The organism is Bradyrhizobium sp. BR 1432 (genome assembly GCF_051547705.1).
GTDB classification, from domain to species: Bacteria; Pseudomonadota; Alphaproteobacteria; order Rhizobiales; family Xanthobacteraceae; genus Bradyrhizobium; species Bradyrhizobium zhanjiangense.
In genome coordinates this window covers 4,672,608-4,697,493 of sequence record NZ_JBPUGF010000003.1, presented here as the reverse complement: position 1 = coordinate 4,697,493, position 24,886 = coordinate 4,672,608, and the positions used below count along the sequence as shown (strand labels likewise).

The following is a 24,886-nucleotide window of genomic DNA, read 5'->3' as shown; positions in this document are numbered from 1 at the left end:
AGATGTTGCGCATGTGGCGTGTGGGGCTCTTGTCCGGACTGACGCTGGCGGTAGCGCCCGCGCATGCGTTCATCGCCTATGTCTCGAACGAGAAGAGCAACACGGTGTCGGTGATCGATACCGACAGCTGGACCGTGACCAAGACCATCAAGGTCGGCCAGCGCCCGCGTGGCATCGATTTCACACGCGACGGCAAGTTCGTGATGGTCGCGGTCGGCGACGACGACACCATCCAGGTGATCGACGCCAAGACGCAAAGCGTGGTGGACAGCCTGCCCTCCGGCCCCGACCCTGAATTGTTCGCCCAGGATGCCGCCGGAAAGGTCCTCTACGTCGCCAACGAGAACGACAACACGGTGACCGTGATCGATCTCGAGAAGCGCGCCCGGCTCAGCGACATCCAGGTCGGCGTCGAGCCCGAGGGCATGACCATCAGCCCCGACGGCAAGATGCTGATCAACACGTCCGAGACGACCAACATGGCGCATTTCATCGACACATCCTCGCGCCAGATCGTTGCCAATGTGCTGGTCGATGCGCGGCCGCGCTTTGCCGAGTTCAAGCATGACAGTTCGGAATTGTGGGTGTCTTCGGAGATTGGCGGCACCGTCTCGATCATCGATCCCGGGAAGCACGAGGTGATCGGCAAGGTCACCTTCGAGATTCCGGGCCTGCGGAAAGAGGCGATCCAGCCGGTTGGCATCGGCATGACCAAGGACGACAAGACCGCCTTCATCGCGCTCGGCCCCGCCAACCGCATCGCCGTTGTCGACGTCGCGACGCGCAAGGTGACGAAATATCTGCTGGTCGGACAGCGGGTCTGGCACATGGCGTTCACGCCGGATGAAAAATACCTGCTCACCACCAATGGCGTGTCCAACGACGTGTCCGTCATCGACGTCGCCGCGCAAAAAGTGATCAAGACAATTCAAGTGGGCGAACTGCCGTGGGGCGTCGCGATCGCGCCATGACCAGCCCTGCCCCCATCGGTGAGCCGCGCGAGACCTCGAGGCCGGAAGCGGCCGCGGTGCCGGCGCTGTCGATCGACGGCGTCAGCCATTCTTACGGGCCGCGACGGGCGCTGACCGATGTCTCCTTCAACGTGCAGCCGGCGAGCTTCACGGCGTTGCTCGGCCTCAACGGCGCCGGCAAGAGCACGCTATTTTCACTGATCACGCGCCTGTTCGGCATCCAGGCTGGTCGTGTCTCCATCTTCGGTCACGACATCAGCAAGAGCCCTGGCGAGGCGCTGCGGCTGCTCGGTGTCGTGTTCCAGCCGCGTACGCTCGATCTCGACCTCTCGCTGACGCAGAACCTGCTCTATCACGCCGCGCTGCACGGCATCAGCCGGCGCGAGGCGGCTGCACGTAGCGCCGAGCTGCTCGGCCGCATCGGGCTCGAAGAGCGCGCCGGCAGCAAGGTGCGCGATCTCTCGGGCGGGCAGATGCGGCGGCTCGAGATCGCACGGGCACTGCTGCACCGGCCGCGGCTGCTGTTGCTGGACGAGCCGACCGTCGGCCTCGATGTCAAGGCGCGCGCCGACATCATCGGCCATGTTCGCCAGCTCGTGACCGAGCAAGGCATCGGCGTGCTCTGGGCCACGCACCTGTTCGACGAGATCATGCCCGGTGACGATCTCGTGGTGCTGCACCAGGGCAAGGTGCTGGCGCAGGGCCCGATGAGCCGCGTCGTCACCGAAGCCGGCGCGCAGGACGTCAACACCGCCTTCATGCGCCTGACCGGCGCACAAACCATGCCGGGAGGCGGCGCATGAGCAGCATCACCACCCGCGAGGCGCCGCGCGGCTTCTCGTTCGCCGAGTACATGACCTGCCTCACCGGCATCGTCTGGCGCGAGGGCCTGCGCTTCCTGCATCAGCGCGAGCGCTTCGTCTCGGCTTTGGTGCGGCCCTTGGTGTGGCTGTTCATCTTCGCCGCCGGCTTCCGCCAGGTGCTCGGCATTTCCATCATCCCGCCCTACGAGACCTACATCCTCTACGAGGTCTATATCGCGCCTGGCTTGATGGCGATGATCCAGCTCTTCAACGGCATGCAGTCCTCGCTGTCGATGGTCTATGACCGCGAGATGGGCAATATGCGCACGCTGCTGGTGAGCCCGCTGCCGCGCGGGTTCCTGCTGTTCTGCAAGCTGCTCGCGGGCACCGCGGTGTCGCTGCTTCAGGTCTATGCATTCCTCTTGATCGCCTGGTTCTGGGACATCACCCCGCCGCCATCGGGCTATCTCACCGTGCTGCCGGCGTTGATCCTGTCCGGGCTGATGCTGGGCTCGCTGGGGATGCTGATCTCCTCCGGCATCAAGCAGCTGGAAAACTTCGCCGGCGTGATGAATTTTGTCATTTTCCCGATGTTCTTCGCCTCCTCCGCGCTCTATCCGCTCTGGCGGGTCCAGGAGGGCAGCCCTTATCTGCATTACCTCTGCGAGGCCAATCCGTTCACCCATGCGGTCGAGCTGATACGATTCGCGTTGTACGGACAGATCAACTGGATTTCGCTGGCGGTGGTCGCGATCTGCACAATCGTCTTCATGATCGGTGCGATTTTCGCCTATGATCCGTCGCGCGGGCTGGCGCGACGCGGGCCTGCGGGAGGCGAAGGATGAAGGTTCTGGTCCTGGCTGCCATGGCAATTGCGCTGTCGAGCACGGCCGCGCGCGCGGCCGATTCGCGCTATCCGGACTGGCCCTGCACCCAGGCCAAGGTGCCGGAGATTTCGCTGGCGGCTGTCTGGGCCGGCCCGCCGCTCGACGACGTCCAGAACAAATGGAAGGACGATGCCAAGATCAGCGCGCTGGTCGCAAAGCTGTCGGCGCGCAAGACGCCGCTCGACGAGGCCGAGAAGTCGGTGAAGGAGTTTCTGGCCGCCTCCGCGTCCGACAAGACCGCGAATGCCAAACTGCTGTTTGCCGGCCTGTTCGACACGCTCAACGCCCAGCGCTCCCAGGTGATGAACGGGCTCGAACGCGTCAGCCGCAAGCAGCGCGAGGCCGCCGACAAGATCCGTGAGGAGACGCTGGCGCTCCAGGCGCTCCAGGGCGCAACGCCGCGCGAAGATGCCAAGGTCGAGGCGCTCAGCAACGAACTGATCTGGAAGACCCGCATTTTCGAGGATCGTCACAAAGTGGTGCGATTCGTCTGCGAGGTTCCGACCACGATCGACCAGCGCCTGTTCGCGCTCGGGCGCGTGATCCAGCAGGAAATGGAATAGCGTCAGGCTCGCTGACGGCTCACCAAAGTTCCCGTGATATCAGCGCGATCGTTAACCTTTCGCCGCGCTATCTGGCGGAACCAAATCGCTCCAGGATGTCTTGTCGAAGTCAATCCAAGACATCCGATCAGGACATCGGGAGGCCTCGATGGGAACTACAAAATTCAGCTTCGCGGGCGCTGCGGTCATCACCATGCTCGCATCCAGCGCCTTTGCCGACGACATGACCGGAATGGTCACGCGGATCGATCGGCTCAATGGCACGATCTCGATCCAGCAGACGCAGAAAGGCACGGTCGGCGCCAGCTCAGGCAACGCCGGCGCGCTCCAGGAGTACAAGGCGAAGGACGCGGCAATGCTGGAGGCGGTCCATGCCGGCGACAGGGTCAGTTATGCAGCCACCGAGACGAACGGCACGGGCACGCTGACGAAGTTGGAGAAGCAGAAGCCGTAGCACTGGTCCAGATCGTCATTGCGAGCGAAGCGAAGCAATCCAGAGTTCCTCCGCGGAATGATTCTGGATTGCTTCGCGGAGCCTGTCATCGGGCCGCGCTTCGCGCGGACCCGTTGGCTCGCAATGACGAAGGGGGAGCGCTGTGTCTATTGCTGACAGCGTGATCGCGGAGGCTCCCCTCACGCTAACCTAAGCGCGGCGAGGCAGCGCACCTCGGCCAATCGTTACTGCTCTGGGCGCGGCTCGGGCTGCGCTTCCTCGGTCGGGAGCTTTGCGCTCTCCCAGCCGTCGGTGCCGTCAGGGTACCAGGCGATGTTGGAATAGCCGTAGGCCAGCGCGCGCTTGGCGGTGTTCCAGGACATCCAGCAATCGGCCAGGCAATAGATCACGAGCAGCGCGGCCTTGTCGCCGTGCGATGCAAGCGCGAGGCCGCGCTGGAGATAATCGTCCATGGCGGGCGGCAACGCGCCGTAGCCGGTGTCCGGCAGCCACAGGCTCCCCGGAATGTTCCTGCGCGGCGCATCGCGCCACACGGTGCCGGCAGGAAGGTTCTTCGGTTTCGGCGGGCGCGGCATCACGTCGACGAACGCACCGCTCTTCGCGCGCCAGATCGCCTCGGCTTCCGCCGTCGTCAACACACGCGCGCCCACAAGCGTCGCTGGCACCGGCGCGCGGTAATTGTCGGTGCGATATCCCTCGGGCTCGAACGGCTCCTGCTGCTGCGCCAATGCCTGCCCTGCCAGAACAGCGGCGAGCAGCGCAACGGCAAGATGCCCGCTTCATGGCGTCTTCTTGACCGTCTCCGCGCCGAGCGGCCGATCGCTCTCGTCGAGTAGCGGAACGCCGAAGTCGAGCAGGATCTTGTTGATCTCGCCCTGGTTCTCCTGGATCAACTTGTTCAGCTGCCGCTTCCAGTTCTGGTCGGCGGAACGCACGCCCATGCCGATGCGATAGACCAGCTTCGGCCCGGTGGTCTCCTTCACCAGTGGCGTAACGTGGAGCGAAGAGCCGGCCTTCTTCGCATAGTAGCCAGCCATCGGGCCCCACAGCACGCCGGCGTCGATCTTGCCGGCGGCAAGATCGTCGATCATGGCCTGCGCCGAATTGTCGAAGCGGGTGTCGATCATCAGCGGATAGGGCTTTGCATCGCCCATCAGACCGGCGATCGCCATGTCGGTCGCCGGCGGCGTGCCAGCGACGATGCCGACATGCTTGCCTTTCAGGCGCGCGTCTTCCAGCGTATCGACGTCCTCAAGCCCGCTGCCGGCTTTGGCGACCAGCGCATAGGTCGTGCGGTAATAGGGATTGGTGCCCTGCACGAGGTCGTCGCCTTGCGGGAAGCCCATGATGACGTCGCAGCGATGCGCACCCAGCGTCATGCGCACGAAGCCGGTGGCCTGCGGGAAGAACACGTAGTCGAGCTTCTTCTGGAGCTTGTCCGCCAAGAACTCGGCGAGCTTGTTCTCGAACCCCTCGCCCTTCTCGTTGGAGAACGGCAGATTGCGCGGATCGGCGCAGACGCGCAGCACCTTCGGGTCCACCAATTCGAAGGAGAGGTCGCCGGTGTCGTTGGTCTGCGCGATCGCAGCATCGCCGAACGCGCAGGATGCCATCAGGACCCACAGTGAAAACAACCAGCGACGATGTCGTCCGGCCTCCGTCATCGCGCTTCCTCCTCGTTTTGTTTGAATGCTATCCATGCAACGCATGACGCGCCAACTTTTGCCAGCTTGGTGTTGGCTTTGCTTTGCTGCAGCGCAATGCAGCAAACCCTCTGAACTGAGGCGGAAAAGTGTCTTACGTCGCTTCAATGATCGCAGCCCTATCCCTGGCGGGGATCGTCACGTTAGCACGCGCCGGGGCATCCGAATTGCCTGTGAGCGAAGTCGCGCCGGGAATCTTCGTACACTCCGGGACCATCGCCCTGATGACCCGCGCGAACGAGGGCGACATCGCCAATGTCGGCTTCATCGTGGGCGATGACGCGGTGGCTGTGATCGATACCGGCGGCAGCTACCGCGAAGGCGAGGCGCTGCTGGCCGCCGTGCGGGCGAAGACGCCCAAGCCGATCCGCTACGTCATCAACACCCACGGCCATCCCGATCATGTTTTCGGCAATGCCGCCTTCGCCGCCGGAACCACCACCTTCGTCGGCCATAGCAAGCTTCCGCAGGCGCTCGCGGCGCGTGGGCCTTTCTATCTCGACAATTTCCGCCGCATCATGGGTAGCGAGCTGATTGATCCCGTGAAGATCATTGCCCCTACCCTGCTCGTTTCGGACATGACGACACTCGATCTCGGGTCGCGCCGACTGGCTCTGCGCGCCTGGCCAGCCGGGCACAGCGACGCTGATTTGACCGTGTTCGACGAGACGAGCAAAACCCTGTTCGCGGGCGACCTCGTCTTTCTCCGCCACATTCCGGTCATGGACGGCAGCATCCGCGGCTGGCTCGAACACGCTGAAGGGATTGGAGGCCATGCCGGCGCTGCGCGTCGTTCCTGGTCACGGCCCCGTGAGCGACTGGCCTGCTGCACTGACCGATGAGCGACGCTACCTGTCGACGCTGCTGTCCGATGTCCGCGCTCTGAACAAGAAGGGCGAACCGATCCGAACCGCCGCCGACAAGGCCGCTGCGTCGGAACGTCCGCGCTGGGAATTGTTCGAGGACTACAACGCCCGCAACGCGACCGCAGCATTCTCGGAAATTGAATGGGAGTAGCGGGCGCGCTACGATGGGCGAAACGCCCGCAGGACCGTGACCATGATGGCATGCACTCGCCGCCTGACCTTGACCGCCGTACTGCTCGGCATCGCCTTCGCCGTGCCGGCGCAGGCGGAAGAGGCCTATGATCCCTGGCCGGGCCTGGTGCAGGACATCTTCAATAGCCGTCCGATGAACGACGGCAGCACCGTCATCGGCATCGAGATGCCCTATCGCGCCGAGGACGCAGCCATCGTGCCGGTGACCCTGCGCAGCAAACTGTCGCCCGGCGATGCGCGCCGCATCCGTTCGATCACGCTGGTGATCGACCGCAACCCGGCGCCGATGGCCGCCAAATTCGAGCTCGGGCCGGATGCCAATGTCACGGAAATCTCGACGCGCGTGCGCGTCAACAACTACACCGACGTGCATGCGGTGGCCGAGCTCAGCGACGGCCAGCTCTATGTCTCGAAGGTCTATGTGAAGGCCTCCGGCGGCTGCTCGGCGCCGGCGGGCAAGAACATCGAGGAAGCCAGGAACCGGCTCGGCCAGATGCGCTACCGGCAATTCGCACGCGAGGAGGCGCCGGCGAGCCGCGTGCGCGAGGCGCAGATCATGATCGGCCATCCCAACAATTCCGGCCTCCAGATGGACCAGGTCACGCAGCTCTATATCCCGGCCTTCTTCATCAACCAGCTCAAGCTGACGCAGGACGACAGCCCCGTGCTGTCGATGGAAGGCGGCATCTCGATCTCGGAAGATCCCAATCTGCGCTTCACCTATGTCTCCAACGGCGCCAAGCGCTTTCGCGCCGAGGCGAAGGACACTGATGGGCACGTGTTCCGCAATGAGTGGGACGTGGAGAAGCCGGGGACGTGAAGATTTCTTACCCTCTCCCCCTGTGGGAGAGGGTGCCTCGCGAAGCGAGGCGGGTGAGGGGTCTCTCTCCGCGAGCGCAACTTTCAACGTCTGAGCAAGAGCAGAGATACCCCTCATCCGGCGCTTCGCGCCACCTTCTCCACAAGGGGAGAAGGATGACACCGTCTGTGCCGCTACACTAGAAACACCGCACCTCGGCTTCGGCCTGTGCGCGCCTCAAATCATTCACCGCCGAATTTGCCTGCTCCGAGGTGCGGAACTGGACGCCGAGATTACCGCGCACCTGGGACATGCTGAGCGCGGTCTCCGCGGTGACGTAGCGCGCATAGGGCATTATCGAGGCGACCACGTCGATCGAGCAGGAACATTGCTCGATCGTAGACCGCGTCTCGCCATTGGCCTTCATGCAGCCATAGACGTACTCAGCGCGTGCCGACGTCGGATAATCATTGGCGTCCTCGGCCCGCGCCCCGCATGCGGTCGCCGCCAATACCGCCAATGCGGCGACAATCGGTCGTAGCCGTCCCGCCAGTTTCATGCGCATCCTCCCGATGGTTGCGACCAAAGCTATGCTATGCCTATTGTCCTGAAAAGCACTCCGTCAGAGGAAACGGCTCACAAGGTGATGAGAGCACTTGGTGCGATAAAGGTATTTGGTCGAACATTGGCGCTCGCGGTGACGCTGGCGTTGACCCTAGCCGCACCCGCCCGCGCCGCGGAGACCATCCGCCTTGCGGTGCAGAAAACCGGAACATTCTCCTGGGAGCTGGCCGCGATCCGCGCGAACGGTCTGGACAAGGAGGCCGATTTGTCGCTGGAAGTCAGCGAGCTCGCGAGTACCGAGGCCGGCAAGATCGCGATGCGCGCAGGCAGCGCCGACATCATCCTGTCGGACTGGCTGTGGGTGTCGCGCGAGCGCGCGCTCGGCGCCAAGCTCACCTTCTATCCCTATTCCAGCGCGCTCGGCGCGGTGATGGTGCCGGCGGCTTCGCCAATCAAGACGCTCGCAGACCTCAGGGGACGCAAGCTCGCCGTCGCCGGCGGAGCAATCGACAAGAGCTGGCTGCTGCTCCAGGCCCGCATGAAGCAGGACGGCATCGACCTGAAGTCTGCGGCGACCATCGTCTATGGCGCCCCGCCCCTGATCGCCGCCAAGGCGCTCGACGGCGAGATGGATGCGAGCCTCAACTTCTGGAATTTCTGCGCGCAGCTCGAGGCCAAGGGCTTTCGCCGCCTCGCCGGCATCGAGGACATCCTGCCAAAACTCGGCGCCAAGGGCGCGGTCGCCGCGGTCGGCTATGTCTTCGACGAGAGCTGGGCGGCAAGCCATCGTGACGCCGTGGCGCGATTCATCGCGATGACCCGGAAGGCCAAAGAGCTGCTGGTGACCTCGGACGCGGCCTGGGACAAGATCGCACCGCTTACCGGCACCACCGATCCGGCCATGCTCAAGACCTATCGCGACCGCTATCGCGACGGTATCCCGCGGCGGAGCATCGGCGACGAGGAGGCGGATGCGCGCGTGCTCTACCGCGTGCTCGCCGAGATCGGTGGCCGCGACCTCGTCGGGCCGGCGGCCGAGCTCGATCCCGGCACCTTCTATCACGCGGTCCCCGGAGACTGAGGTGCTGCGTCTTCTGTCGTTTGCCCTGTTCCTCGCAATCTGGTGGATCGCCGCGCTGTTCGCCGGCGGCGCAAAGCTGCCCTCCCCGCCCGCCGTGCTCCAGGTGATGATCGCGGAGGCCGCGAGCGGCGCGTTGTTCCTGCATCTCGGCGCCACGCTGGCGCGCGTCACCCTCGCCTTCGTGCTGGCGATGTCGCTCGGCAGCGCCATCGGCTATCTGATGGGACGGGTGAAGCTTGCCGACCGGCTCGGCGATCCCTGGCTGATCCTGCTGCTCAATTTGCCCGCCTTGGTCGTGATCGTGCTGGCCTATATCTGGGCTGGCCTCACCGAGGCCGCCGCGATCGCGGCAATCGCCATCAACAAGCTGCCGACCGCCATCGTCACCTTGCGCGAGGGCGCCCGCGCGCTCGACCGCTCGCTCGACGAGATGGCGAGTGTATTCGCGATGCCGCGCTGGCGCGCTTTCCGCCACGTCGTGCTGCCGCAGCTTGCGCCTTATATCGCAGCCTCCGCGCGCTCCGGATTGTCGCTGGTATGGAAGATCGTGCTGGTTGCCGAGCTGTTGGGCCGTCCGAACGGCGTCGGCTTCGAGATCGGCGTCGCCTTCCAGCTGTTCGACACGCCGCGGCTGCTCGCCTATTCGCTGACCTTTGCCGCCGTCGTGCTCGTCATCGAAACCTTGCTGGTGCAGCCGTTCGAAGCCCGCGCAACACGGTGGCGGCCCCGTGCGGCTTGAGGTCGAGATCACAGGCAAGACGTTCAAAAGTGCCGCCGGCGGAACGCACGAGGTGCTGGCGCCGGTCAAGTTCACGCTTGAATCCGGCGAGGTCGGCGTGCTGATCGGCCCCTCCGGCTGCGGCAAGAGCACGATGCTGCGCATCATCCTGGGGCTCGATCACGAGTTTCAGGGGCGGATCGAACGGCCGCCGCAGGCGCGGATCGGCATGGTATTCCAGGAGCCGCGGCTGCTGCCGTGGCGTTCGGTCGAGCAGAATGTGCGGCTCGCTGCACCCGATGTCACCGATGCCAGGCTGTCGGAGCTGTTCAAAATCCTGGAGCTGGAGGCACATCGCAGCCATTTCCCCGGCGAATTGTCGCTGGGGCTTGCCCGGCGCGTCGCGCTGGCCCGCGCCTTTGCCGTCGAGCCGGATATTTTGGTGCTTGACGAGCCACTGGCATCGCTCGACGACGCTCTCGCTGGACGCCTGCGGGATGAGATTGCGACGCTCGTCGCGAGCCGGCCAATGATGACGCTTTTGGTGACACACAGCCTGGACGATGCAGTGCACCTGGGCGATCGGCTGTTCTTCCTGTCGGCCCGGCCAACGCGGATCGTGGCAGAGGTACCTATCGACATCCCACGCGACACTCGCGGCGAAGCCGAGATTGCGGCGATCAAGGCCGGCCTCGCCCAACGAACTCAAGGCGACCGCGCCGAGCGAGATATCTCATAGCCGGCCAGCTGGCGGATGTGCTAGATAGGCCGGCGGCGGAGTTGATGATGACGCGGACGGTCGCCCTCTCAACGCTTGCAACGCTTGGTCTTGCACTCGTCACGATGACGGCGGGCGCGCAGGACATGATGCGTGGTGTCGACCTCACCTCCCCCGCGATGGTCTCGGCCGAAATGACCAGGCCAGAGGTCGAAGCCGTGCTGGCCAAAGCGAGCGCCGCGCAGCCTGCCGATTTCACCGGCAAACGCCTGTCGGGCCTCGATCTCTCGGGGCTGGACCTGTCCAACGCGGTTCTGCGCGCCGCGCGGCTCAACAAGACAATACTCCGAGACGCCAAGCTTGACCGTGCTATCCTCGATCAGGCATGGCTGCTGGATGCGGATCTTACCGGCGCAAGCCTGAAGGGCGCCAATCTGTTCGCATCGCAAATGGCCCGCGCGCGTCTCGACGGCGCGAACCTGTCGGGAGCGCGCATCGCTGCGGATCTCACCGGCGCAAGCATGGTCGGCGCCTCGATCGCGGACGCGAAGCTTGGCGCCGATATGCGCAACCAGTCGATGGGGCTGATGCGCGCGGTGCTCAGATCCGCCAACCTGGAACGGCTGAACGCGCGCAACGCCGATTTGTCGCGCGTCGACCTCCAATTCGCGGCCCTCAGGGGCGCCGACCTGAGCGGCGCATCACTGAAAAACGCCGAACTCGGCGGAGCCGATCTGACCGGCGCCATCGTCATCGACGCCGATTTCGACGGCGCCGATCTCGTCTCGGCGAAGCTGATCGCACCGAACGGCCTTGACCGCGCCAAAAATTTCGACAAGGCAAAGAACCGCGAGCGCCTGATCAGGGAATGACGGCCCGCCTTTGGGAGGACTGGCTGATGCGTTGGGTTCTAGCTTTGATCGCGTTGTTGACGCTTGCCGGCGAAGCCGCCGCGCAGGGCAAGGGCATCCGGCTCTGGAATCTGACGACTGAGACGATCTCCGGCTTCCAGCTCGCTCCCGCCGGCAGGACCGACTGGGGTCCGAACCAATGCTTGAACGACAAGGACAAGGAGGTCGACCACGACGAGCGGCTGCGCATCACCGGCATCGAGCCGGGCCATTACGACGCCAGGGTGAGCTATCCCAATGGCCGGCAGTGCATCGTCCGCGGCATCGAGATCAGGGCCGACGCGGTGTTCTCAATCGCCGATAAGGATTTGAAGGATTGCACCAAGTAGCGCCGCCGCTCACGCCTTGTCATGCGTGTGCGGGTATTCGCAGCGCCACCGCACCGCCTGCCACTTCGGATGCTCGCCCACCCATTGCGCGATATAGGGCGGCGCGGCCATCGCGCATTGCCGCGGCGACCCGGAATAGTTGAACACCAGATGCTGCTCCTCGCAGGTCGCAGGCGAGAGCACCGCACACACAGTCACCACCAGGTCGATCGGGTTCATGCCGGGATCCTCTCGCCTCCGCGATCAAGAAGTAGCACAAAGGCTACGTCCACAGCAGACGGAAGTTTCAATTCCGTGCGAGTAGAACCGGGAACCTGGCAATTGCGGCCTCTCGTAAAAGTGCCCCGACCTTTGCCTATGCTGGCTAAGGTCAAACGGCGCCTTGTCGCCACTTGATTTCGTCAATAAGCTGGTTCCCCACAATTGCTAACAGGCTGATGGCTTTCACGGAAACCTCTTGGCGCGGCGTCGCGGTAACTCTGTGCCTGCTGGCGTTCAGCACCGGCACCTTGGCCATCTCTGGTCAAGGCCGACGAGCCGTTGCGGAGCCGGCGCAGCCGGACGGCGCGAATTCGGGCCGTACCGAGCCCTCCCGCACCGCAAACAGCGATCAGGCGGTAGTCAAGCTTACGCGCAGCCAACAGGGACAGATCGGACTCGAAACCGCAGTTGCCGAAACTGCTCCGCATCCTGAGCAATTCCGCGCATATGGTGCGGTGCTGGATATCTCCCGCATTACGGAGCTCACGAACAGCTACGCCAATGCTCAGGCTCAACTCCAGACGGCGCAGGCCAAGCTCGAAGTCGCCAAGAGCGCATTCGAGCGAACGAAGAATCTCGTCGAATCCGCAGCGCTCCCGAAGAAGGAGGCCGAGACCGCAGAGGGAACGTTGCGGACCGATAAGGCCGCACTCGCCGCTGCGGAGTCGCAGCTCAGGACTCTCGCGGCCACGGCGCGGCAGGAATGGGGGCCGGTGATCGGCCGGGGAATCATCGAGCGCTCGCCCGGAGTTGTCAGGCTGATCGAACGCGATCAGTTTCTCGTTCAGGTGACGCTGCCGTCCGGCATGACTGCCATTGGGACTCCGGGAACGGCTCTCGCGCAGGCCCCGACGCGAAACGCGAACATCGATCTCCAGTATATCTCCCCGGCAACGCGCACAGATCCCCGTATCCAGGGATTGAGCTATTTCTTCTCCGCGCCTGGCGACAGCGGTCTGCTGCCCGGCATGAACACCATCGTTTACGTGCCGTCAGGCAATACTTACGAGGGAGTCTTCGTTGAAGATACCGCGATCGTCCGATGGCAGGGTCGATCATGGGTCTATCTGCGCGTGAACTCCGATAGCTTCCGACGTCATCCGATCAGCACGGATCAACCCGTCTCGGATGACGACTACGTCGTCCGAGACATCCCATCGGGTTCCGAAATCGTGGTCCGGGGCGCGCAGGTCCTGTTGTCCGAGGAGGCCAGGAGCGAGCTTCGGGGCGGCGGTGACAATGACTGACGGCATCGGCTCCAACAGGCCTGGGCCGCAAGCCGCTCTTGTCGCGTTCGCCATCCGCTTCCGCGGCATCGTGCTCGCTCTTGCGTGTGCGCTGCTGGGCTATGGCCTGTTCGCCCTCGGCGAAGCCAAATACGGGGTCTTCCCTGAATTCGCGCCGCCACAGATCACGATCCAGACGGAAGCTCCCGGGCTCAGTCCGGAGCAGGTCGAAATTCTGGTCACCCAACCGATCGAAACGTCGATCAACGGCTTGGCCGGCGTCGAAAGTTTGCGATCGTCGTCGATCCAGGGCCTCTCCGTGGTGACGGTCATCTTCCAGCCGGGCAGCGACATCTACCCGGGCGCGCCAATTGGTGACGGAACGTCTCGCGGCCGTGGCCGCGCGGCTGCCGCAAGGCGTGCAGCCGCCGTCGATGACACCATTGACCCCGCTAGCCGGTACGGTGCTGGTCATCGGCCTGACCTCCGACCAACGCTCGCTGATGGATTTGCGCACCATCGCGGACTGGACCGTGGCGAGACGGCTCCTGGCCGTACCGGGCGTGGCGCAAGTATCCACTTACGGCAAAGACGTCAGATCTCTGCAGGTGCAAGTCCGTCCGGACGACTTGATCCGATTCCGGGTCGGCCTGAATGACGTCTTGGCCGCAGCGCGCAAGGCGACCGGCATACGGGGCGCCGGCTTTATCGATACGACCAATCAGCGCATCACGCTGCAAACCCATGGGCAATCTTTGACGCCCGACCAGCTTGCCCGCACCGTTCTCCTGCACGAAGGCGGCGCGAGCGTGGTTCTCGGCGACGTTGCCACGGTCGTGACCGCTCCCGAGCCGCCAATCGGGGCCGCCCTCATCGACGGTGTCCCCGGCATCATGCTCATGGTCAGCCAGCAATACGGAGCGAACACGCGAGAGGTCACCACGCGAGCAGAAGCCGCGCTGCAAGGACTGCGACCGGGAACTCGAAGCCGATGGGGTTCAGCTCCATGCGGACATATTTCGCCCTGCCAACTTCATCGACACGGCGACGGAGAACGTGCTGTACGCCCTGTTGATAGGCGGGGTGCTCGTGATCGTCGTTCTGTTCCTATTTTTGTTCGACTGGCGCACCTCGATCATCAGTTGCACCGCTATCCCCCTATCGTTGATAGCGGCCGTGCTCGCCCTCCAATGGATGGGCGAAACCCTCAACACGATGACGCTGGGCGGCCTTGCGATCGCCATCGGCGAGGTCGTCGATGACGCCGTGATCGGCGTTGAAAACGTCGTACGCCGATTGCGCGAAAATCGCCGGGCAACCGCGCCCAGATCCGAAACTCGCGTCGTGCTCGAAGCCTTCCTTGAGGTACGCACCGCTGTAGCCTATGCGACCTTTGCGGTGCTGCTGGTCTTCTTTCCGATCCTGGCGCTCTCCGGCATTGCCGGCCGTCTGTTCGGCCCCTTGGCTATCGCCTACATCCTCGCGGTGCTAGCCTCGCTCGCGGTCGCCCTTACGGTGACCCCCGCGCTCTCTATGCTGCTACTCGTCGGGACGACCGGCGGACAACGCCTGCAAGAACCGCCTACGGTGCGGTGGTCCCGTCGCCATTATCAAGCCTTGCTACGTCATATCGGCCGTTTCCCGAAACTCGTGATGACGGCGGCCGCGGTTCTGACGATCGCCGGTGCCGCGATGCTGCCTTTCTTCGGCGGGACCTTCCTTCCGGATCTGCGGGAAGGCCATCTGATTCTGCACGTCTCTGCGATCCCCGGCACCTCGCTCGACGAATCGCTTCGCATCGGGAAACTGATGACGGACACGCTCCGACGTATCCCAGGCGTACGCAGGGTGGCGCAGCATGCAGGCCGAGCTGAGGCCGGCATCGACACGGTGGGTCCGCATTCCAGCGAGTTCGAAGTCGACCTGCAGCCGGGGCTCTCGGGTCAAGAGCAATCGGCGACAGAAGCGCACATCAGGGCCGCTTTGGCCGACTTCCCCGGAGTTTCTTTCTCGAGCAAGACCTACTTGACGGAGCGCGTGGAGGAGACCGTCTCCGGCTTCACCGCGGCGGTGGTCATCAACATCTACGGGCCCGATCTCGATTCACTTGAGAGCGCTGCGCGCGACGTCGCCCGAGAGCTCGACGAAGTCGCGGGTGCGATCGATGTGCAGCAACGATCCCCGCCAGGGATGCCGCAGCTTAATGTGACGCTCCGCCCGACCGATCTGCAGCGTTGGGGCCTCGATGCCGTCGAAGTGCTCGAGCTGATCCGCACCGGCTATCAGGGCGACATCGTCGGCCAGGGATACGAAGGCAATGCCGTCTTCGACGTTGTCGTTATCCTCGACCAGCATGCCCGCGCCCGGCTCACTCAGATCGGTGACCTGCCGGTGCGCACGCCGAGCGGGGCTTACATTCTGCTGAAGCAAATCGCCGACGTCTACGAAACCTCGGGCCGCTATCAGATCCAGCATCAGAATGCACAGCGGGTTCAGACCGTAACGGCGAACGTAAGCGGGCGCGATCTCGAATCTTTCGTGGCCGCCGCCAAGCGCAAGCTGGCCCGCGAGGTCGCACTGCCGCCCGGTGCGCATGTCGAATTTGCAGGAGCGGCCGAGGCACAAGCCCGGTCGCGCCGCGATCTCATCGTCAACTCCTTGCTGGCTGCGACGGGTATTTTCGCGCTGCTCGCGATGGTGACCGGCCATTTGCGAAATCTGTTGCTGGTGATGATCAACCTGCCGTTTGCGTTTGTCGGTGGCGTGTTCGCACTAGCGGTAACCGGTGGTCTGCTTTCGCTCGGATCGATGGTCGGCTTCGTCACGTTGTTCGGAATCACGCTGCGCAATTCCATCCTTATGATCTCGCATTACGAGCACCTCGTCCTCGTCGACGGTCGCGTGTGGGGACCCGATACCGCGAACGAGGGCGCTGCCGACCGTCTCGTCCCGATCCTGATGACGTCTCTTGTGACTGGTCTGGGATTGCTGCCACTCGCACTCGGCGCAGGAGAACCGGGGCGTGAAATAGAGGGCCCGATGGCGATCGTCATCCTCGGGGGGCTCATGACCTCGATGGCACTTAGTCTGCTGGTTCTGCCCACCCTTGCGCTTCGATATGCACGTTTCAAGACGCGCTCCGAGCGCACGCAAGGCGCGTGACGGTCTAGATCACGTTCGCTGCGAAAGCGGAAACAACACTGACCAAGCAGCGTCCCCGACCGTCACTGTGGCCCGACGTCCACCGCGGCGGCCTTGATGAACTCTCATGAAGAGGAGGAGCGCATTGAATTGCGCTGAATAAGCAGAAAGCCGCGAGAATGGCGGCCCGACACTGCCACGGCTTCGACGGCGTTTGCCATCGAAGCCGCGGCAGGTCGTCAGTCTTACTTGCGCGAAGCGCAGGCGTACATGTTGATTTCCATGCCGACCGGCACTTCCACGATCTTCGGAGCTTTCCAAGCCATTCGGGGTCTCCCAAGGTATTGAGCGCGATATCGCGCGGGGCAAAACCTAGGGCTCGGTCCCCTATAGTTCAAGCGCCAATTCGAATGCCGAACGCGTCTGTGTCGATTCTTCGCGGCCGCATTTCTCTCTCAGGCAAAGCCAGTTCCCTCTTGGTCAAGCACAGACCTGGAGGACATCACCTTGCGCGACACACCGCGCCTCGAATCGACACGACCAGCGCCACGTCGTCAGCAGTCCTTGTCGGCCATTGCCGGATTCGGCTTGGCGCCTTCGGCCTGCTGAGCAGCCGTCGGTTCACTCTGCATCTGCCGCTGCGCATCCTCGGATGAAGCCGGCGTTTCGCCGCTCGCACGATTCATCGTGCTGGTCGGCGGATGCTGACTGGTGTCGCTCGCCGAACTCGATGGATGGGATTGCGCCGAGCCCACGGTGACCGGGCCAGACCCGGCATCCTTGTCAGTGGCTGCACTGCCGGTTTTGCAGGGGCCCGCGACGGCGACACCGGCGCTCAACGTCAGGATCGCGCAGGCAGCAAGAACGGATCGTTTGGTGTTCATCTGCATGATCTCCTCTCCTCCCGCCGCGCAGCCCCAACGCGCCAGGCAGGCCATTTCGGGGAGAACAGGCCCGGCAGCCCGATGTTCCGAGTGTCGGGGCGGAATTAATCGCAATGCCGCCGCCGCCACGTCCGTTCCAGGGGTACGCGCTCAGCGCAGCAGCCGCAGCAGCGCGCGGCCGGCCCGCGAGTTCAGCTCTTTTGCATCGAGCGTGCCATCCTTGTCCGGATTGGCCGCATTGAAGCGCTTCTCCACCACGGACAGGTATTCGTCGAGCGTAAGAGTCCCGTCACGATCGGGATCGGCGGCGGCGAGCTCTTTCGCCGACAACCGCCCGCGCAACTCGCGTGCATCGAGCGTGCCGTCATGATCGGGGTCGAGCTTGGCGAACAATGCGCTGGCCGCCTTCTTCACCTCGGCGAGATCGAGCGTGCCGTCATTGTCGGTGTCGAACATCTTGACCGCATTGCCGGATGCCGCAAGGGCCGGACCGGACAGCAATGCAACCGTGAGCGCAAGCGTAATTGAGCGACGTGACCTCATTGAAACCTCCTGCCAACCTCGATTTGAGCGAGCACGAGACTGACATAAGTCCACAATCAAGCCCCGGTTCAAGTCGAAAATTACAACCTGCGCGCGCCAGACTTACGGAACCCCGCGGCGTCAGCCTAGTCGCCTCCGTCGGACCGCTTCGCGTCGCGGAATTTCTCCAGCATCTGCGCACAAGTGAGAGCGGGCTGTCAGGTTTCCGTCAGGTGACTGGCCCTCCGGCATTCAACATGTTGGCGTCGCACTCGCGACTTTCGTATTGACGCGTTTTGCATTCGGGCGGAGTGTTGTTCCCGCAGCGTCAAAAGACGCGCATATTGGGAGGAACGGATGAAACGCTTTGCGATGGCCGCGAGCCTCGTCATGCTTGCATCGACGTGTGCAAGCGCACAGACCAGCGAGCAACTGGTCAAGGGCGCGACCGATACATCGAACGTTCTCAATTACGGGATGGGCTACAATCTCCAGCGTTTCTCGACGCTGAACCAGATCAACAAGGACACCGTCAAGAACCTCGTCCCGGTCTGGAACTACTCTTTCAACGACGATCGCAGCGAGGAATCGCAGCCGCTGGTGTACCAGGGCGTGATCTACGTGACCTCGCACAATGCGACCATGGCGGTGGACGCCAAGACCGGCAAGCAGATCTGGAAAACCAAGGTCGAGTATCCCGCCGAGACGCCGCGCATCGTCTGCTGCGGCATCATCGATCGCGGCGCCGCGCTCTACGACGGCAAGGTATACCGCACCACGCTGGATGCGAATGTGATCGCGCTGGATGCCAAGACCGGCAAGGAGCTGTGGCGGCAGAAGGCCGCCGACATCAAGGAAGGCTATTCGATGACGGTGGCCCCGCTGGTCGCCGACGGCGTCGTCATCACCGGCATCTCCGGCGCCGAGTTCGGCACGCGCGGCTTCATCGACGGCTGGGATCCGGCGACCGGCAAGCATCTCTGGCGCACCCACTCGATCCCCTCACCGGACGAGCCCGGCGGCGACACCTGGAAGGGCGATACGTGGAAGCTCGGCGGCGGCTCGACCTGGATCACCGGGTCCTACGATCCCGAGCTGAACACGGTCTATTGGGGCATCGGCAATCCCGGCCCGTTCAACTCAGCAGTGCGACCCGGCGACAATCTCTACACCTGCTCCGTGCTGGCAATGGATCCCAAGACCGGCAAGATCAAGTGGCACTACCAGTTCTCGCCGAACAATCCGTTCGACTATGACAGCGTGGCCGAGATGGTGCTCGCCGACATGAACGTCGAGGGCAAGCCGACCAAGGTGCTGATGGACGCCAACCGCAACGGCTTCTTCTACGTGCTCGACCGCACCAACGGCAAGCTGCTCGCGGCCAACCCATACGTGAAGGTCAACTGGGCGACCGGCATCGACATGAAGACCGGACGTCCGATCGAGACCGACGTTTCGAAGGACGCGCGCGAAGGCAAGAAGGTCACCGTCTATCCGTCGATCCTCGGCGGCAAGAACTGGGAGCCGATGTCGTTCAATCCGCAGACCGGATTGGCCTATGCCAACACGCTCGCCTTCGGCGGCAGGTACAAGACCGAGCCCGTCACCTTCAAGCAGGGCGAATGGTATCTCGGCATGGACCTGACCGACCTCTGGGAGTACGGAGACGGCCCGCGCGGCCATCTCAAGGCGATCGATCCCCTGACTGGCAAGGCGAAGTGGGAGGCCCCCGTCGACATCCCGCGCTTCTCCGGCGTGCTGTCGACCGCAGGCGGCGTCGTGTTCACGGGCGCGCTGACCGGCGAGTTCGAGGCCTTCGATGCCGACAGCGGCAAGAAGCTCTGGCAGTTCCAGACCGGCTCCGGCATCGAGGGACAGCCGGTCACCTGGCAGCAGGACGGCGTGCGATATGTCGCAGTGACGAGCGGCTATGGCGGCGTCTACTCGCTGTTCTCCGGTGACGAACGACTGGCCAATGTGCCGCCCGGCGGCTCGCTGTGGGTCTTTGCAGTCAAGCAGTGACCACAGGCACGATGCTGAAGGAGATATCTCACAAGACGGCGGCGATCTTCGCCGCCGTCGCGGTGCTGGCGGTCGCGTTTGTGGCGACCGTTCGTGCCGCGGACGACGCAACCGGCAATCCTCTGCAGGCACAGATCGACCACGGCAAATCGACCTATGCCGAAAAGTGCTCGCACTGCCACGGCCCCAACCTGATGAACTCCGGCACCATCACGCCGGACCTGCGCGCGATCCCTGACGACAAGACGCGCTTCGTCACCACGGTGAAGAACGGCAAGAACAACAAGATGCCGCCCTGGGGCGACATCCTCAACGACGACCAGATCGGGGACCTCTGGGCCTTCATCTCCAGCCGGAGGAAGCCATGAGGCGTTGGCTCGCCGCGTGGAGCGTTGCCGCGATCCTCGCGGCGGCGCCTACGGTTGCACGCGCGGCGGATGACCCGCTGAGGATCTGTCTTGATGAAGGCCGGCCGCCGCTCTCGGTGCATCAAAAGGGCAAGCCGGATGCGGGCTTCGACGTGCTGCTGGCGCAGGCGGTCGCCGAGCGCCTGCGACGGCCCCTGACGATCCAGTGGTTCGAGAGCAAGCTCGATGAGGATTCCAGCCCACAGCTCGAGGCCAATGCGCTGCTCTCGGACGGACGCTGCGCGCTGGTCGGCGGCTACGCGCTGACGACGGATTCTCTCGTCAAGCCCGGCATGAAGACGGCGCGCCTGCCGGATTTCGCTGGCGCCACGCGCGAGGACCGGCGGCGCCGCGTCGCGCTCGGCGTGCTCACGCCGAGCCAGCCCTACGTCTATTCGCCGATGACGGTGGTGCTCGGGCCGAAGGCGAAGGGCCGCAAGATCGGCGACATTGGCGATCTCGCCGGCCTTCGCCTCGTCATCGAAAGCGGCTCGCTCGGCGATGCCATCCTGATGACCTTCGACAAGGGCCGCCTGATCGACAACATCACCCATCTCGTGCCCGGCCGCGACGACCTCCTCGGCGCGCTCCAACGCGGCGACCATGACGCGACGTTGGTCGATCTTGCGCGCTTCGACGCCCATCGCGCCGCGCACCCCGATACGGCGATCACCGCGTCCGGCTACTACTATCCGATCGGCGCCAATCGCGGCTATGTCGGGCTTGCCAGCGATCCCGCGCTGATCGAGGCCGTCAACACGGCGCTTGGCCAGCTTGCCGCCGAAGGCAAGATCGCCGAATTCGGCAAGCAGGCCGGCCTCACCTATCTGCCGCCGCGCGAGCCTGCGATCCTCGGCGACGTCTGGATGAAGATCATTCAGCGGTGAGAGTTGGTCGCGAAGAGCGATGGCGCCGCCACGCGCTCCATTGTCATCGCCCGCGAAGGCGGGCGATCCAGTATCCCAGAGGCGGTTGCGATTGAACCGAAAGGCCGCAGCGTACTGGATGCCCCGCCTTCGCGGGGCATGACAGCGAGCGTGCGGCGAATGCGCGTCAAAATCGGCTCGCTGGCTTAGGAGGCTCCCGACGTGCGGAAAGCGCGGCCGCCCGGATGAGCCGAACAGGACAACCTCCCTCCAATGCGCCAATCTGTCTCGCCTGTCGGCCATGGCAGTGACGGCTTGATGCAGTACCAAGGAAACCAATGCGCTGTATCAGCGCGAATTGCCGGTCTGGATCGAGAGCGCGAAGTCGCTCGGCCTCGAGCCGGCTTGAACCAGGAGAAGGCGCGGTCGCGCTTGCTTGCCGCTCTCCTGGCCAGCCTTCCCTATATCGCCATGTCGGCGTGACAGGCGTCGCGGCCGACGCTACGCGGCCGGCACAACATTGTCGGTGACCGGCCGCAGCGCGACGAGCCTAAAGCGAGATGGGATTAGGACGAGTCGTTGTCGCGCTTGAGGTTATTGTTTGAGCATGATCTTTTCGGAAAACCGCTGCACACTTTTCCGGATCATGCTCTAATGCTCGTTCGAGCTCGCGGTGCCCTGCTGCGCCTTGTGGATCGAGGACGGCACCACGCCGAAATATTTCCGGAATACGCGGCTGAAATGCGATGAGCTGGAGAAGCCCCAGGAGAACGCGACGTCGGTGATGGTCTTGCCGGCGTGGGCCTCGAGCTCCTGGCGGCAGTTCTGCAGGCGCGCCTGCCAGATGTAGTCGCTCACCGTCGTGCCGCGCTCCGAGAACAGCATGTGCAGATAGCGTTTGGAGCAGCCGAGCTCGGTCGAGATCTGATCGATGCACAGATCCGGATCGCGCAGATGCTCGCGGATGAAGAACTGCGCGCGCACATACATCGCTTCCGGTCCGACACGGTCGAACATCGTGTCGGCCTCGCGCAGCGGCAGCAGCAAGAGGTCGATCAGCGAATCGGCCACGCCGACCGCGCTGTTCGCCGACAGCTTCGCCGCCTCGTCGAAGGTGGCGTGGACGAAATCATGGGCGATCCGCCCCGTCCCGGTCTTCGCCGACAATTTGCACGCCGGCATCCGCTGCGAGGGGAAGCCGCGGTCGCGCAGCAGCGCCTTCGGCACGATCACCACGTCGTGGCGGGTGAAGGCGGGGCTGATGATCGAATGCGGGCAGGAGACGTCATAGGCGATGATGTCACCAGGGTTGAGTTCGATGTGGCGGCCCTCTTGTTCGAAATAGGACACGCCGTAGGTCTGGAAGTGAATCTTGATGTAGGGATGTTCGTTTGCCTTGGCGCGCGCCATCGTGTGCGCGATGCGGTGCTGGCTGACCTCGATCTGGCAGAGCTTCAGGCGCGAAACGGTGGTGTAGTCGATGCGACCTTCGAGCGAGGAGGCCTCCAGCGGATCGACGTCGAAGTAGCCGCACAGGCTCGTCAGACCATCGATCCAGCTCTGGATCTGCCGCTTCGGCGTCAGCCCGGTCGTCGAGAGCGTGTGAATTGTGTCGGACATTGATCCAGCCACTGGTTTGATCCGGAGATTCGACGCGAATCGCGACCAGCGCTGCTGGAGCCCTCAGCCGTGATTGCGTGACGTTTACCTCAAACTTAGGCGATCTTTTGGAACTTGCGCCTCCGTTCCATTGCCACCCTTGAAACTTAATCCTCCGCCTTAGTTGCACCGCCGTCAAGGGGAACATGGGCGCGGACGGCCGCGCAAGCCGGCGCGGAAACCGCTGAATTCGCTACTGCAAAATCAAAATCTTCGCGCCCGTGCGCTGTCGAGCAAACCGGCTTCTCTCTTGGGCAAGTTTCCCGTTGACGAAGTCGTTAGGGATTGCGGCAGGAACAACAAGAACGGGCCGCTCCTGCACACACGGACCCGTGGCTCTCATCAGGAGGAGGAAACAGCACAGCATCGTTTCTGGTCTCGATCGTGACCGCCCTGCACGAGCAGACGCCGGACGAGAAGCCCGGTGATTAAGCAATGCTTCGGAAACAATAAACGACCAACGGAGGAATTAACTATGCGCAAGGTGCTACTGGCGACCTATCTTGGCTCCGCGGCGGCTCTCGCCGTCGGCAGCGCCTCAGCTAATGACGAGCTGATCAAGATGTCGCAGAACCCGAAAGACTGGGTGATGCCGGCGGGCGACTATGCCAATACCCGCTATTCCAAGCTGAACCAGATCAATGCACAGAACGTCGGCAAGCTCCAGGTCGCCTGGACCTTCTCGACCGGCGTGCTGCGTGGGCACGAAGGCGGCCCGCTGATCATCGGCAACGTGATGTACGTCCACACGCCGTTCCCGAACAAGGTCTATGCTATTGACCTTTCCAACGAGAACAAGATCATCTGGAAGTACGAGCCGAAGCAGGATCCGAACGTCATCCCGGTGATGTGCTGCGACACGGTCAACCGCGGCCTGTCTTACGGCGACGGCAAGATCATCCTGCATCAGGCCGACACCAACCTCGTCGCGCTCGACGCCAAGACCGGCCAAGTGGCCTGGTCGGCGACCAACGGCAATCCTGCGAAGGGCGAGACCGGTACGTCGGCCGCGCTGGTCGTCAAGGACAAGGTCCTGGTCGGCATCTCCGGCGGCGAATTCGGCGTGCAGTGCCACGTCACCGCTTACGACCTCAAGAGCGGCAAGCAGGTCTGGCGCGCCTATTCCGAAGGTCCGGATGATCAGATCAAGCTCGATCCGGCCAAGACGACGTCGCTCGGCAAGCCGGTCGGAGCTGACTCCAGCTTGAAGACCTGGCAGGGCGATCAGTGGAAGATCGGCGGCGGCTGCACCTGGGGCTGGATCTCCTACGATCCCGCTCTGAACATGGTCTATTACGGGTCGGGCAACCCCTCGACCTGGAATCCGAAGCAACGTCCCGGTGATAACAAATGGTCGATGACCATTTTCGCGCGCGACGCGGACACCGGCATGGCCAAGTGGGTCTACCAGATGACGCCCCATGACGAGTGGGACTATGACGGCGTCAACGAGATGATCCTCACGGATCAGCAGATCAATGGGCAGCCTCGCAAGCTCCTGACCCATTTCGACCGCAACGGCCTCGGCTACACCCTGGACCGTGAGAACGGCGAACTCCTGGTCGCCGAAAAGTACGATCCGAAGGTGAACTGGACCTCCGGCGTCGACATGAACAAGAGCTCGCCGACCTACGGCCGTCCGAAGGTGCTTGACGCAGCTTCGACCGACAAGGCGGGCGAGGACGTCAACGTGAAGGGCATCTGCCCGGCCGCGCTCGGCACCAAGGACGAGCAGCCGGCAGCCTACTCGCCCGACACGCAGCTGTTCTACGTTCCGACCAACCACGTCTGCATGGACTACGAACCGTTCAAGGTGAGCTACACCGCGGGCCAGCCCTATGTGGGTGCGACGCTCTCGATGTATCCGCCGCAGGGTGAAAGCCACATGGGCAACTTCATCGCCTGGGACGGCAAGACCGGCAAGATCGTCTGGTCGAACAAGGAGCAGTTCTCGGTCTGGTCGGGTGCGCTCGCAACCGCCGGCGGCGTGGTGTTCTACGGCACGCTCGAAGGCTACCTGAAGGCAGTCGATGCCAAGTCCGGCAAGGAGCTCTACAAGTTCAAGACTCCCTCCGGCATCATCGGCAACGTCACCACCTATGAGAACAATGGCAAGCAGTACGTTGCCGTGCTCTCCGGCGTGGGTGGCTGGGCCGGCATCGGTCTGGCAGCAGGTCTGACCCGATCCGACCGCCGGTCTCGGCGCCGTCGGTGGCTACGCGGCCCTCAGCAACTACACGGCGCTCGGCGGTACGCTGACCGTGTTCTCGCTGCCGAACTAGGCCCCGCTCAGCATCGCTCCGGCGCGTGGATCGACTCCACGCGCCGGCTCGTCTCCA

At 63.6% G+C, this 24,886-nt stretch carries 24 protein-coding genes and 3 pseudogenes; 18 read left to right on the top strand and 9 right to left on the bottom strand.

Features of this window, described 5'->3' with window-relative positions; all coding sequences use genetic code 11:
- The first annotated feature begins 2 nt into the window (after nucleotides 1-2).
- From ACSKB8_RS22530 to ACSKB8_RS22510, 5 genes are all read left to right on the top strand, one after another.
- Nucleotides 3-971, top strand: coding sequence for a YVTN family beta-propeller repeat protein (locus ACSKB8_RS22530; protein ID WP_438106458.1), 969 nt, complete (start codon nucleotides 3-5; stop codon nucleotides 969-971).
- Nucleotides 968-1,774, top strand: a complete 807-nt coding sequence (locus tag ACSKB8_RS22525; RefSeq protein ID WP_438106456.1) for an ABC transporter ATP-binding protein — start codon at nucleotides 968-970, stop codon at nucleotides 1,772-1,774. Before ACSKB8_RS22530 ends, ACSKB8_RS22525 begins: the two co-directional genes overlap by 4 nt.
- Nucleotides 1,771-2,619: an ABC transporter permease gene (locus ACSKB8_RS22520; RefSeq protein WP_438106454.1), complete on the top strand. Its 849-nt coding sequence runs from the start codon at nucleotides 1,771-1,773 to the stop codon at nucleotides 2,617-2,619. Before ACSKB8_RS22525 ends, ACSKB8_RS22520 begins: the two co-directional genes overlap by 4 nt.
- On the top strand, nucleotides 2,616-3,224 hold the full coding sequence (locus ACSKB8_RS22515) for a hypothetical protein (protein WP_438106452.1): 609 nt from the start codon (nucleotides 2,616-2,618) through the stop codon (nucleotides 3,222-3,224). The genes ACSKB8_RS22520 and ACSKB8_RS22515 overlap by 4 nt, the downstream gene beginning before the upstream one ends.
- Nucleotides 3,225-3,372: 148 nt before the next feature.
- The gene (locus ACSKB8_RS22510; RefSeq protein WP_370991141.1) at nucleotides 3,373-3,678 is read left to right on the top strand and encodes a copper-binding protein; all 306 of its coding nucleotides are present in this window, start codon (nucleotides 3,373-3,375) and stop codon (nucleotides 3,676-3,678) included.
- Between the two features lie 224 nt (nucleotides 3,679-3,902).
- Here the strand turns inward: ACSKB8_RS22510 and ACSKB8_RS22505 are convergent, their stop codons facing one another.
- Together ACSKB8_RS22505 and ACSKB8_RS22500 are read right to left on the bottom strand one after the other, a co-directional pair.
- Nucleotides 3,903-4,406: a PQQ-dependent catabolism-associated CXXCW motif protein gene (locus tag ACSKB8_RS22505; RefSeq protein WP_438106450.1), complete on the bottom strand. Its 504-nt coding sequence runs from the start codon at nucleotides 4,404-4,406 to the stop codon at nucleotides 3,903-3,905.
- 51 nt (nucleotides 4,407-4,457) lie between these two features.
- Nucleotides 4,458-5,342, bottom strand: coding sequence for a substrate-binding domain-containing protein (locus tag ACSKB8_RS22500; protein WP_438106449.1), 885 nt, complete (start codon nucleotides 5,340-5,342; stop codon nucleotides 4,458-4,460).
- A gap of 146 nt (nucleotides 5,343-5,488) precedes the next feature.
- On the opposite strand from ACSKB8_RS22500, the pseudogene ACSKB8_RS22495 reads away from it, so the two are divergent.
- Both ACSKB8_RS22495 and ACSKB8_RS22490 read left to right on the top strand, forming a co-directional pair.
- Nucleotides 5,489-6,398: pseudogene (locus ACSKB8_RS22495) on the top strand (quinoprotein relay system zinc metallohydrolase 2).
- A gap of 42 nt (nucleotides 6,399-6,440) precedes the next feature.
- Nucleotides 6,441-7,259, top strand: a complete 819-nt coding sequence (locus ACSKB8_RS22490; protein WP_438106447.1) for a quinoprotein dehydrogenase-associated SoxYZ-like carrier — start codon at nucleotides 6,441-6,443, stop codon at nucleotides 7,257-7,259.
- Between the two features lie 178 nt (nucleotides 7,260-7,437).
- Here the strand turns inward: ACSKB8_RS22490 and ACSKB8_RS22485 are convergent, their stop codons facing one another.
- Nucleotides 7,438-7,797 (bottom strand): hypothetical protein, encoded by a 360-nt coding sequence (locus tag ACSKB8_RS22485; protein ID WP_438106445.1) that lies wholly within the window; start codon nucleotides 7,795-7,797, stop codon nucleotides 7,438-7,440.
- Between the two features lie 87 nt (nucleotides 7,798-7,884).
- Between ACSKB8_RS22485 and ACSKB8_RS22480 the strand changes: the two genes are divergently transcribed.
- The 5 genes from ACSKB8_RS22480 to ACSKB8_RS22460 are packed head-to-tail and all read left to right on the top strand — an operon-like array spanning nucleotide 7,885 to nucleotide 11,559.
- A complete protein-coding gene (locus ACSKB8_RS22480) occupies nucleotides 7,885-8,883 on the top strand; it encodes an ABC transporter substrate-binding protein (protein ID WP_438106443.1) in 999 nt (332 codons plus the stop codon).
- A gap of 1 nt (nucleotide 8,884) precedes the next feature.
- Nucleotides 8,885-9,622, top strand: a complete 738-nt coding sequence (locus tag ACSKB8_RS22475) for an ABC transporter permease (RefSeq protein WP_438106441.1) — start codon at nucleotides 8,885-8,887, stop codon at nucleotides 9,620-9,622.
- Nucleotides 9,612-10,340: an ABC transporter ATP-binding protein gene (locus tag ACSKB8_RS22470; protein WP_438106439.1), complete on the top strand. Its 729-nt coding sequence runs from the start codon at nucleotides 9,612-9,614 to the stop codon at nucleotides 10,338-10,340. The genes ACSKB8_RS22475 and ACSKB8_RS22470 overlap by 11 nt, the downstream gene beginning before the upstream one ends.
- A gap of 47 nt (nucleotides 10,341-10,387) precedes the next feature.
- Nucleotides 10,388-11,191 (top strand): pentapeptide repeat-containing protein, encoded by an 804-nt coding sequence (locus ACSKB8_RS22465; protein ID WP_176946033.1) that lies wholly within the window; start codon nucleotides 10,388-10,390, stop codon nucleotides 11,189-11,191.
- Nucleotides 11,192-11,217: 26 nt separating this feature from the next.
- Entirely contained in the window at nucleotides 11,218-11,559 is a 342-nt protein-coding gene (locus ACSKB8_RS22460) for a hypothetical protein (protein WP_438106437.1), read from the top strand.
- A 9-nt stretch (nucleotides 11,560-11,568) separates the two neighbouring features.
- Here ACSKB8_RS22460 and ACSKB8_RS22455 read toward each other — a convergent pair whose 3' ends face one another.
- Both ACSKB8_RS22455 and ACSKB8_RS22450 read right to left on the bottom strand, forming a co-directional pair.
- A complete protein-coding gene (locus tag ACSKB8_RS22455; protein WP_091896419.1) occupies nucleotides 11,569-11,778 on the bottom strand; it encodes a hypothetical protein in 210 nt (69 codons plus the stop codon).
- A 151-nt stretch (nucleotides 11,779-11,929) separates the two neighbouring features.
- The gene (locus ACSKB8_RS22450) at nucleotides 11,930-12,076 is read right to left on the bottom strand and encodes a hypothetical protein (protein WP_438110905.1); all 147 of its coding nucleotides are present in this window, start codon (nucleotides 12,074-12,076) and stop codon (nucleotides 11,930-11,932) included.
- Between ACSKB8_RS22450 and ACSKB8_RS22445 the strand changes: the two genes are divergently transcribed.
- Nucleotides 12,048-13,067 (top strand): efflux RND transporter periplasmic adaptor subunit, encoded by a 1,020-nt coding sequence (locus tag ACSKB8_RS22445; protein WP_438110633.1) that lies wholly within the window; start codon nucleotides 12,048-12,050, stop codon nucleotides 13,065-13,067. The two genes, ACSKB8_RS22450 and ACSKB8_RS22445, sit on opposite strands and share 29 nt — an antisense overlap.
- Nucleotides 13,060-16,208: pseudogene (locus ACSKB8_RS22440) on the top strand (efflux RND transporter permease subunit). The gene ACSKB8_RS22445 and the pseudogene ACSKB8_RS22440 overlap by 8 nt, the downstream one beginning before the upstream one ends.
- Nucleotides 16,209-16,432: 224 nt before the next feature.
- Here the strand turns inward: ACSKB8_RS22440 and pqqA are convergent.
- The 3 genes from pqqA to ACSKB8_RS22425 all read right to left on the bottom strand — a co-directional run bounded on the left by pqqA (nucleotide 16,433) and on the right by ACSKB8_RS22425 (nucleotide 17,614).
- Nucleotides 16,433-16,513, bottom strand: a complete 81-nt coding sequence (gene pqqA, locus ACSKB8_RS22435; RefSeq protein WP_008562446.1) for a pyrroloquinoline quinone precursor peptide PqqA — start codon at nucleotides 16,511-16,513, stop codon at nucleotides 16,433-16,435.
- A gap of 228 nt (nucleotides 16,514-16,741) precedes the next feature.
- Nucleotides 16,742-17,125 (bottom strand): hypothetical protein, encoded by a 384-nt coding sequence (locus ACSKB8_RS22430; protein WP_438106435.1) that lies wholly within the window; start codon nucleotides 17,123-17,125, stop codon nucleotides 16,742-16,744.
- Between the two features lie 96 nt (nucleotides 17,126-17,221).
- Entirely contained in the window at nucleotides 17,222-17,614 is a 393-nt protein-coding gene (locus ACSKB8_RS22425; protein ID WP_091896411.1) for a calcium-binding protein, read from the bottom strand.
- 336 nt (nucleotides 17,615-17,950) lie between these two features.
- Here ACSKB8_RS22425 and ACSKB8_RS22420 point away from each other — a divergent pair, with 336 nt between their 5' ends.
- Genes ACSKB8_RS22420 through ACSKB8_RS22410 form a run of 3 tightly spaced genes read left to right on the top strand, consistent with a single transcriptional unit; the run spans nucleotide 17,951 to nucleotide 20,909 of the window.
- On the top strand, nucleotides 17,951-19,615 hold the full coding sequence (locus ACSKB8_RS22420; protein ID WP_438106433.1) for a methanol/ethanol family PQQ-dependent dehydrogenase: 1,665 nt from the start codon (nucleotides 17,951-17,953) through the stop codon (nucleotides 19,613-19,615).
- 11 nt (nucleotides 19,616-19,626) lie between these two features.
- Nucleotides 19,627-19,983 carry a c-type cytochrome gene (locus ACSKB8_RS22415; protein ID WP_438110630.1) on the top strand — a complete coding sequence of 119 codons (357 nt, stop codon included), beginning with the start codon at nucleotides 19,627-19,629 and terminating at the stop codon, nucleotides 19,981-19,983.
- On the top strand, nucleotides 19,980-20,909 hold the full coding sequence (locus ACSKB8_RS22410) for an ABC transporter substrate-binding protein (protein ID WP_438106431.1): 930 nt from the start codon (nucleotides 19,980-19,982) through the stop codon (nucleotides 20,907-20,909). Before ACSKB8_RS22415 ends, ACSKB8_RS22410 begins: the two co-directional genes overlap by 4 nt.
- Nucleotides 20,910-21,539: 630 nt before the next feature.
- On the opposite strand, the gene ACSKB8_RS22405 is transcribed toward ACSKB8_RS22410, so the two are convergent.
- Nucleotides 21,540-22,508 (bottom strand): helix-turn-helix domain-containing protein, encoded by a 969-nt coding sequence (locus ACSKB8_RS22405; RefSeq protein WP_091896399.1) that lies wholly within the window; start codon nucleotides 22,506-22,508, stop codon nucleotides 21,540-21,542.
- A 514-nt stretch (nucleotides 22,509-23,022) separates the two neighbouring features.
- On the opposite strand from ACSKB8_RS22405, the pseudogene xoxF5 reads away from it, so the two are divergent.
- Nucleotides 23,023-24,829 (top strand): annotated as a pseudogene (gene xoxF5, locus ACSKB8_RS22400) (lanthanide-dependent methanol dehydrogenase XoxF5).
- The last annotated feature ends 57 nt before the right edge of the window (nucleotides 24,830-24,886 follow it).

Excerpts from the sequence above, each read along its gene's own strand:
- ACSKB8_RS22530 (WP_438106458.1), top strand. The coding sequence starts at position 3 with ATGTTGCGCATGTGGCGTGTGGGGCTCTTGTCCGGACTGACGCTGGCG.
- ACSKB8_RS22525 (WP_438106456.1), top strand. The coding sequence starts at position 968 with ATGACCAGCCCTGCCCCCATCGGTGAGCCGCGCGAGACCTCGAGGCCG.
- ACSKB8_RS22520 (WP_438106454.1), top strand. The coding sequence starts at position 1,771 with ATGAGCAGCATCACCACCCGCGAGGCGCCGCGCGGCTTCTCGTTCGCC.
- ACSKB8_RS22515 (WP_438106452.1), top strand. The coding sequence starts at position 2,616 with ATGAAGGTTCTGGTCCTGGCTGCCATGGCAATTGCGCTGTCGAGCACG.
- ACSKB8_RS22510 (WP_370991141.1), top strand. The coding sequence starts at position 3,373 with ATGGGAACTACAAAATTCAGCTTCGCGGGCGCTGCGGTCATCACCATG.
- ACSKB8_RS22500 (WP_438106449.1), bottom strand. The coding sequence starts at position 5,342 with ATGACGGAGGCCGGACGACATCGTCGCTGGTTGTTTTCACTGTGGGTC.
- ACSKB8_RS22490 (WP_438106447.1), top strand. The coding sequence starts at position 6,441 with ATGATGGCATGCACTCGCCGCCTGACCTTGACCGCCGTACTGCTCGGC.
- ACSKB8_RS22485 (WP_438106445.1), bottom strand. The coding sequence starts at position 7,797 with ATGAAACTGGCGGGACGGCTACGACCGATTGTCGCCGCATTGGCGGTA.
- ACSKB8_RS22480 (WP_438106443.1), top strand. The coding sequence starts at position 7,885 with ATGAGAGCACTTGGTGCGATAAAGGTATTTGGTCGAACATTGGCGCTC.
- ACSKB8_RS22465 (WP_176946033.1), top strand. The coding sequence starts at position 10,388 with ATGACGCGGACGGTCGCCCTCTCAACGCTTGCAACGCTTGGTCTTGCA.
- ACSKB8_RS22460 (WP_438106437.1), top strand. The coding sequence starts at position 11,218 with ATGCGTTGGGTTCTAGCTTTGATCGCGTTGTTGACGCTTGCCGGCGAA.
- ACSKB8_RS22455 (WP_091896419.1), bottom strand. The coding sequence starts at position 11,778 with ATGAACCCGATCGACCTGGTGGTGACTGTGTGTGCGGTGCTCTCGCCT.
- ACSKB8_RS22450 (WP_438110905.1), bottom strand. The coding sequence starts at position 12,076 with ATGGCCAAGGTGCCGGTGCTGAACGCCAGCAGGCACAGAGTTACCGCG.
- pqqA (WP_008562446.1), bottom strand. The coding sequence starts at position 16,513 with ATGGCTTGGAAAGCTCCGAAGATCGTGGAAGTGCCGGTCGGCATGGAA.
- ACSKB8_RS22430 (WP_438106435.1), bottom strand. The coding sequence starts at position 17,125 with ATGGCCTGCCTGGCGCGTTGGGGCTGCGCGGCGGGAGGAGAGGAGATC.
- ACSKB8_RS22425 (WP_091896411.1), bottom strand. The coding sequence starts at position 17,614 with ATGAGGTCACGTCGCTCAATTACGCTTGCGCTCACGGTTGCATTGCTG.
- ACSKB8_RS22420 (WP_438106433.1), top strand. The coding sequence starts at position 17,951 with ATGAAACGCTTTGCGATGGCCGCGAGCCTCGTCATGCTTGCATCGACG.
- ACSKB8_RS22415 (WP_438110630.1), top strand. The coding sequence starts at position 19,627 with ATGCTGAAGGAGATATCTCACAAGACGGCGGCGATCTTCGCCGCCGTC.
- ACSKB8_RS22410 (WP_438106431.1), top strand. The coding sequence starts at position 19,980 with ATGAGGCGTTGGCTCGCCGCGTGGAGCGTTGCCGCGATCCTCGCGGCG.
- ACSKB8_RS22405 (WP_091896399.1), bottom strand. The coding sequence starts at position 22,508 with ATGTCCGACACAATTCACACGCTCTCGACGACCGGGCTGACGCCGAAG.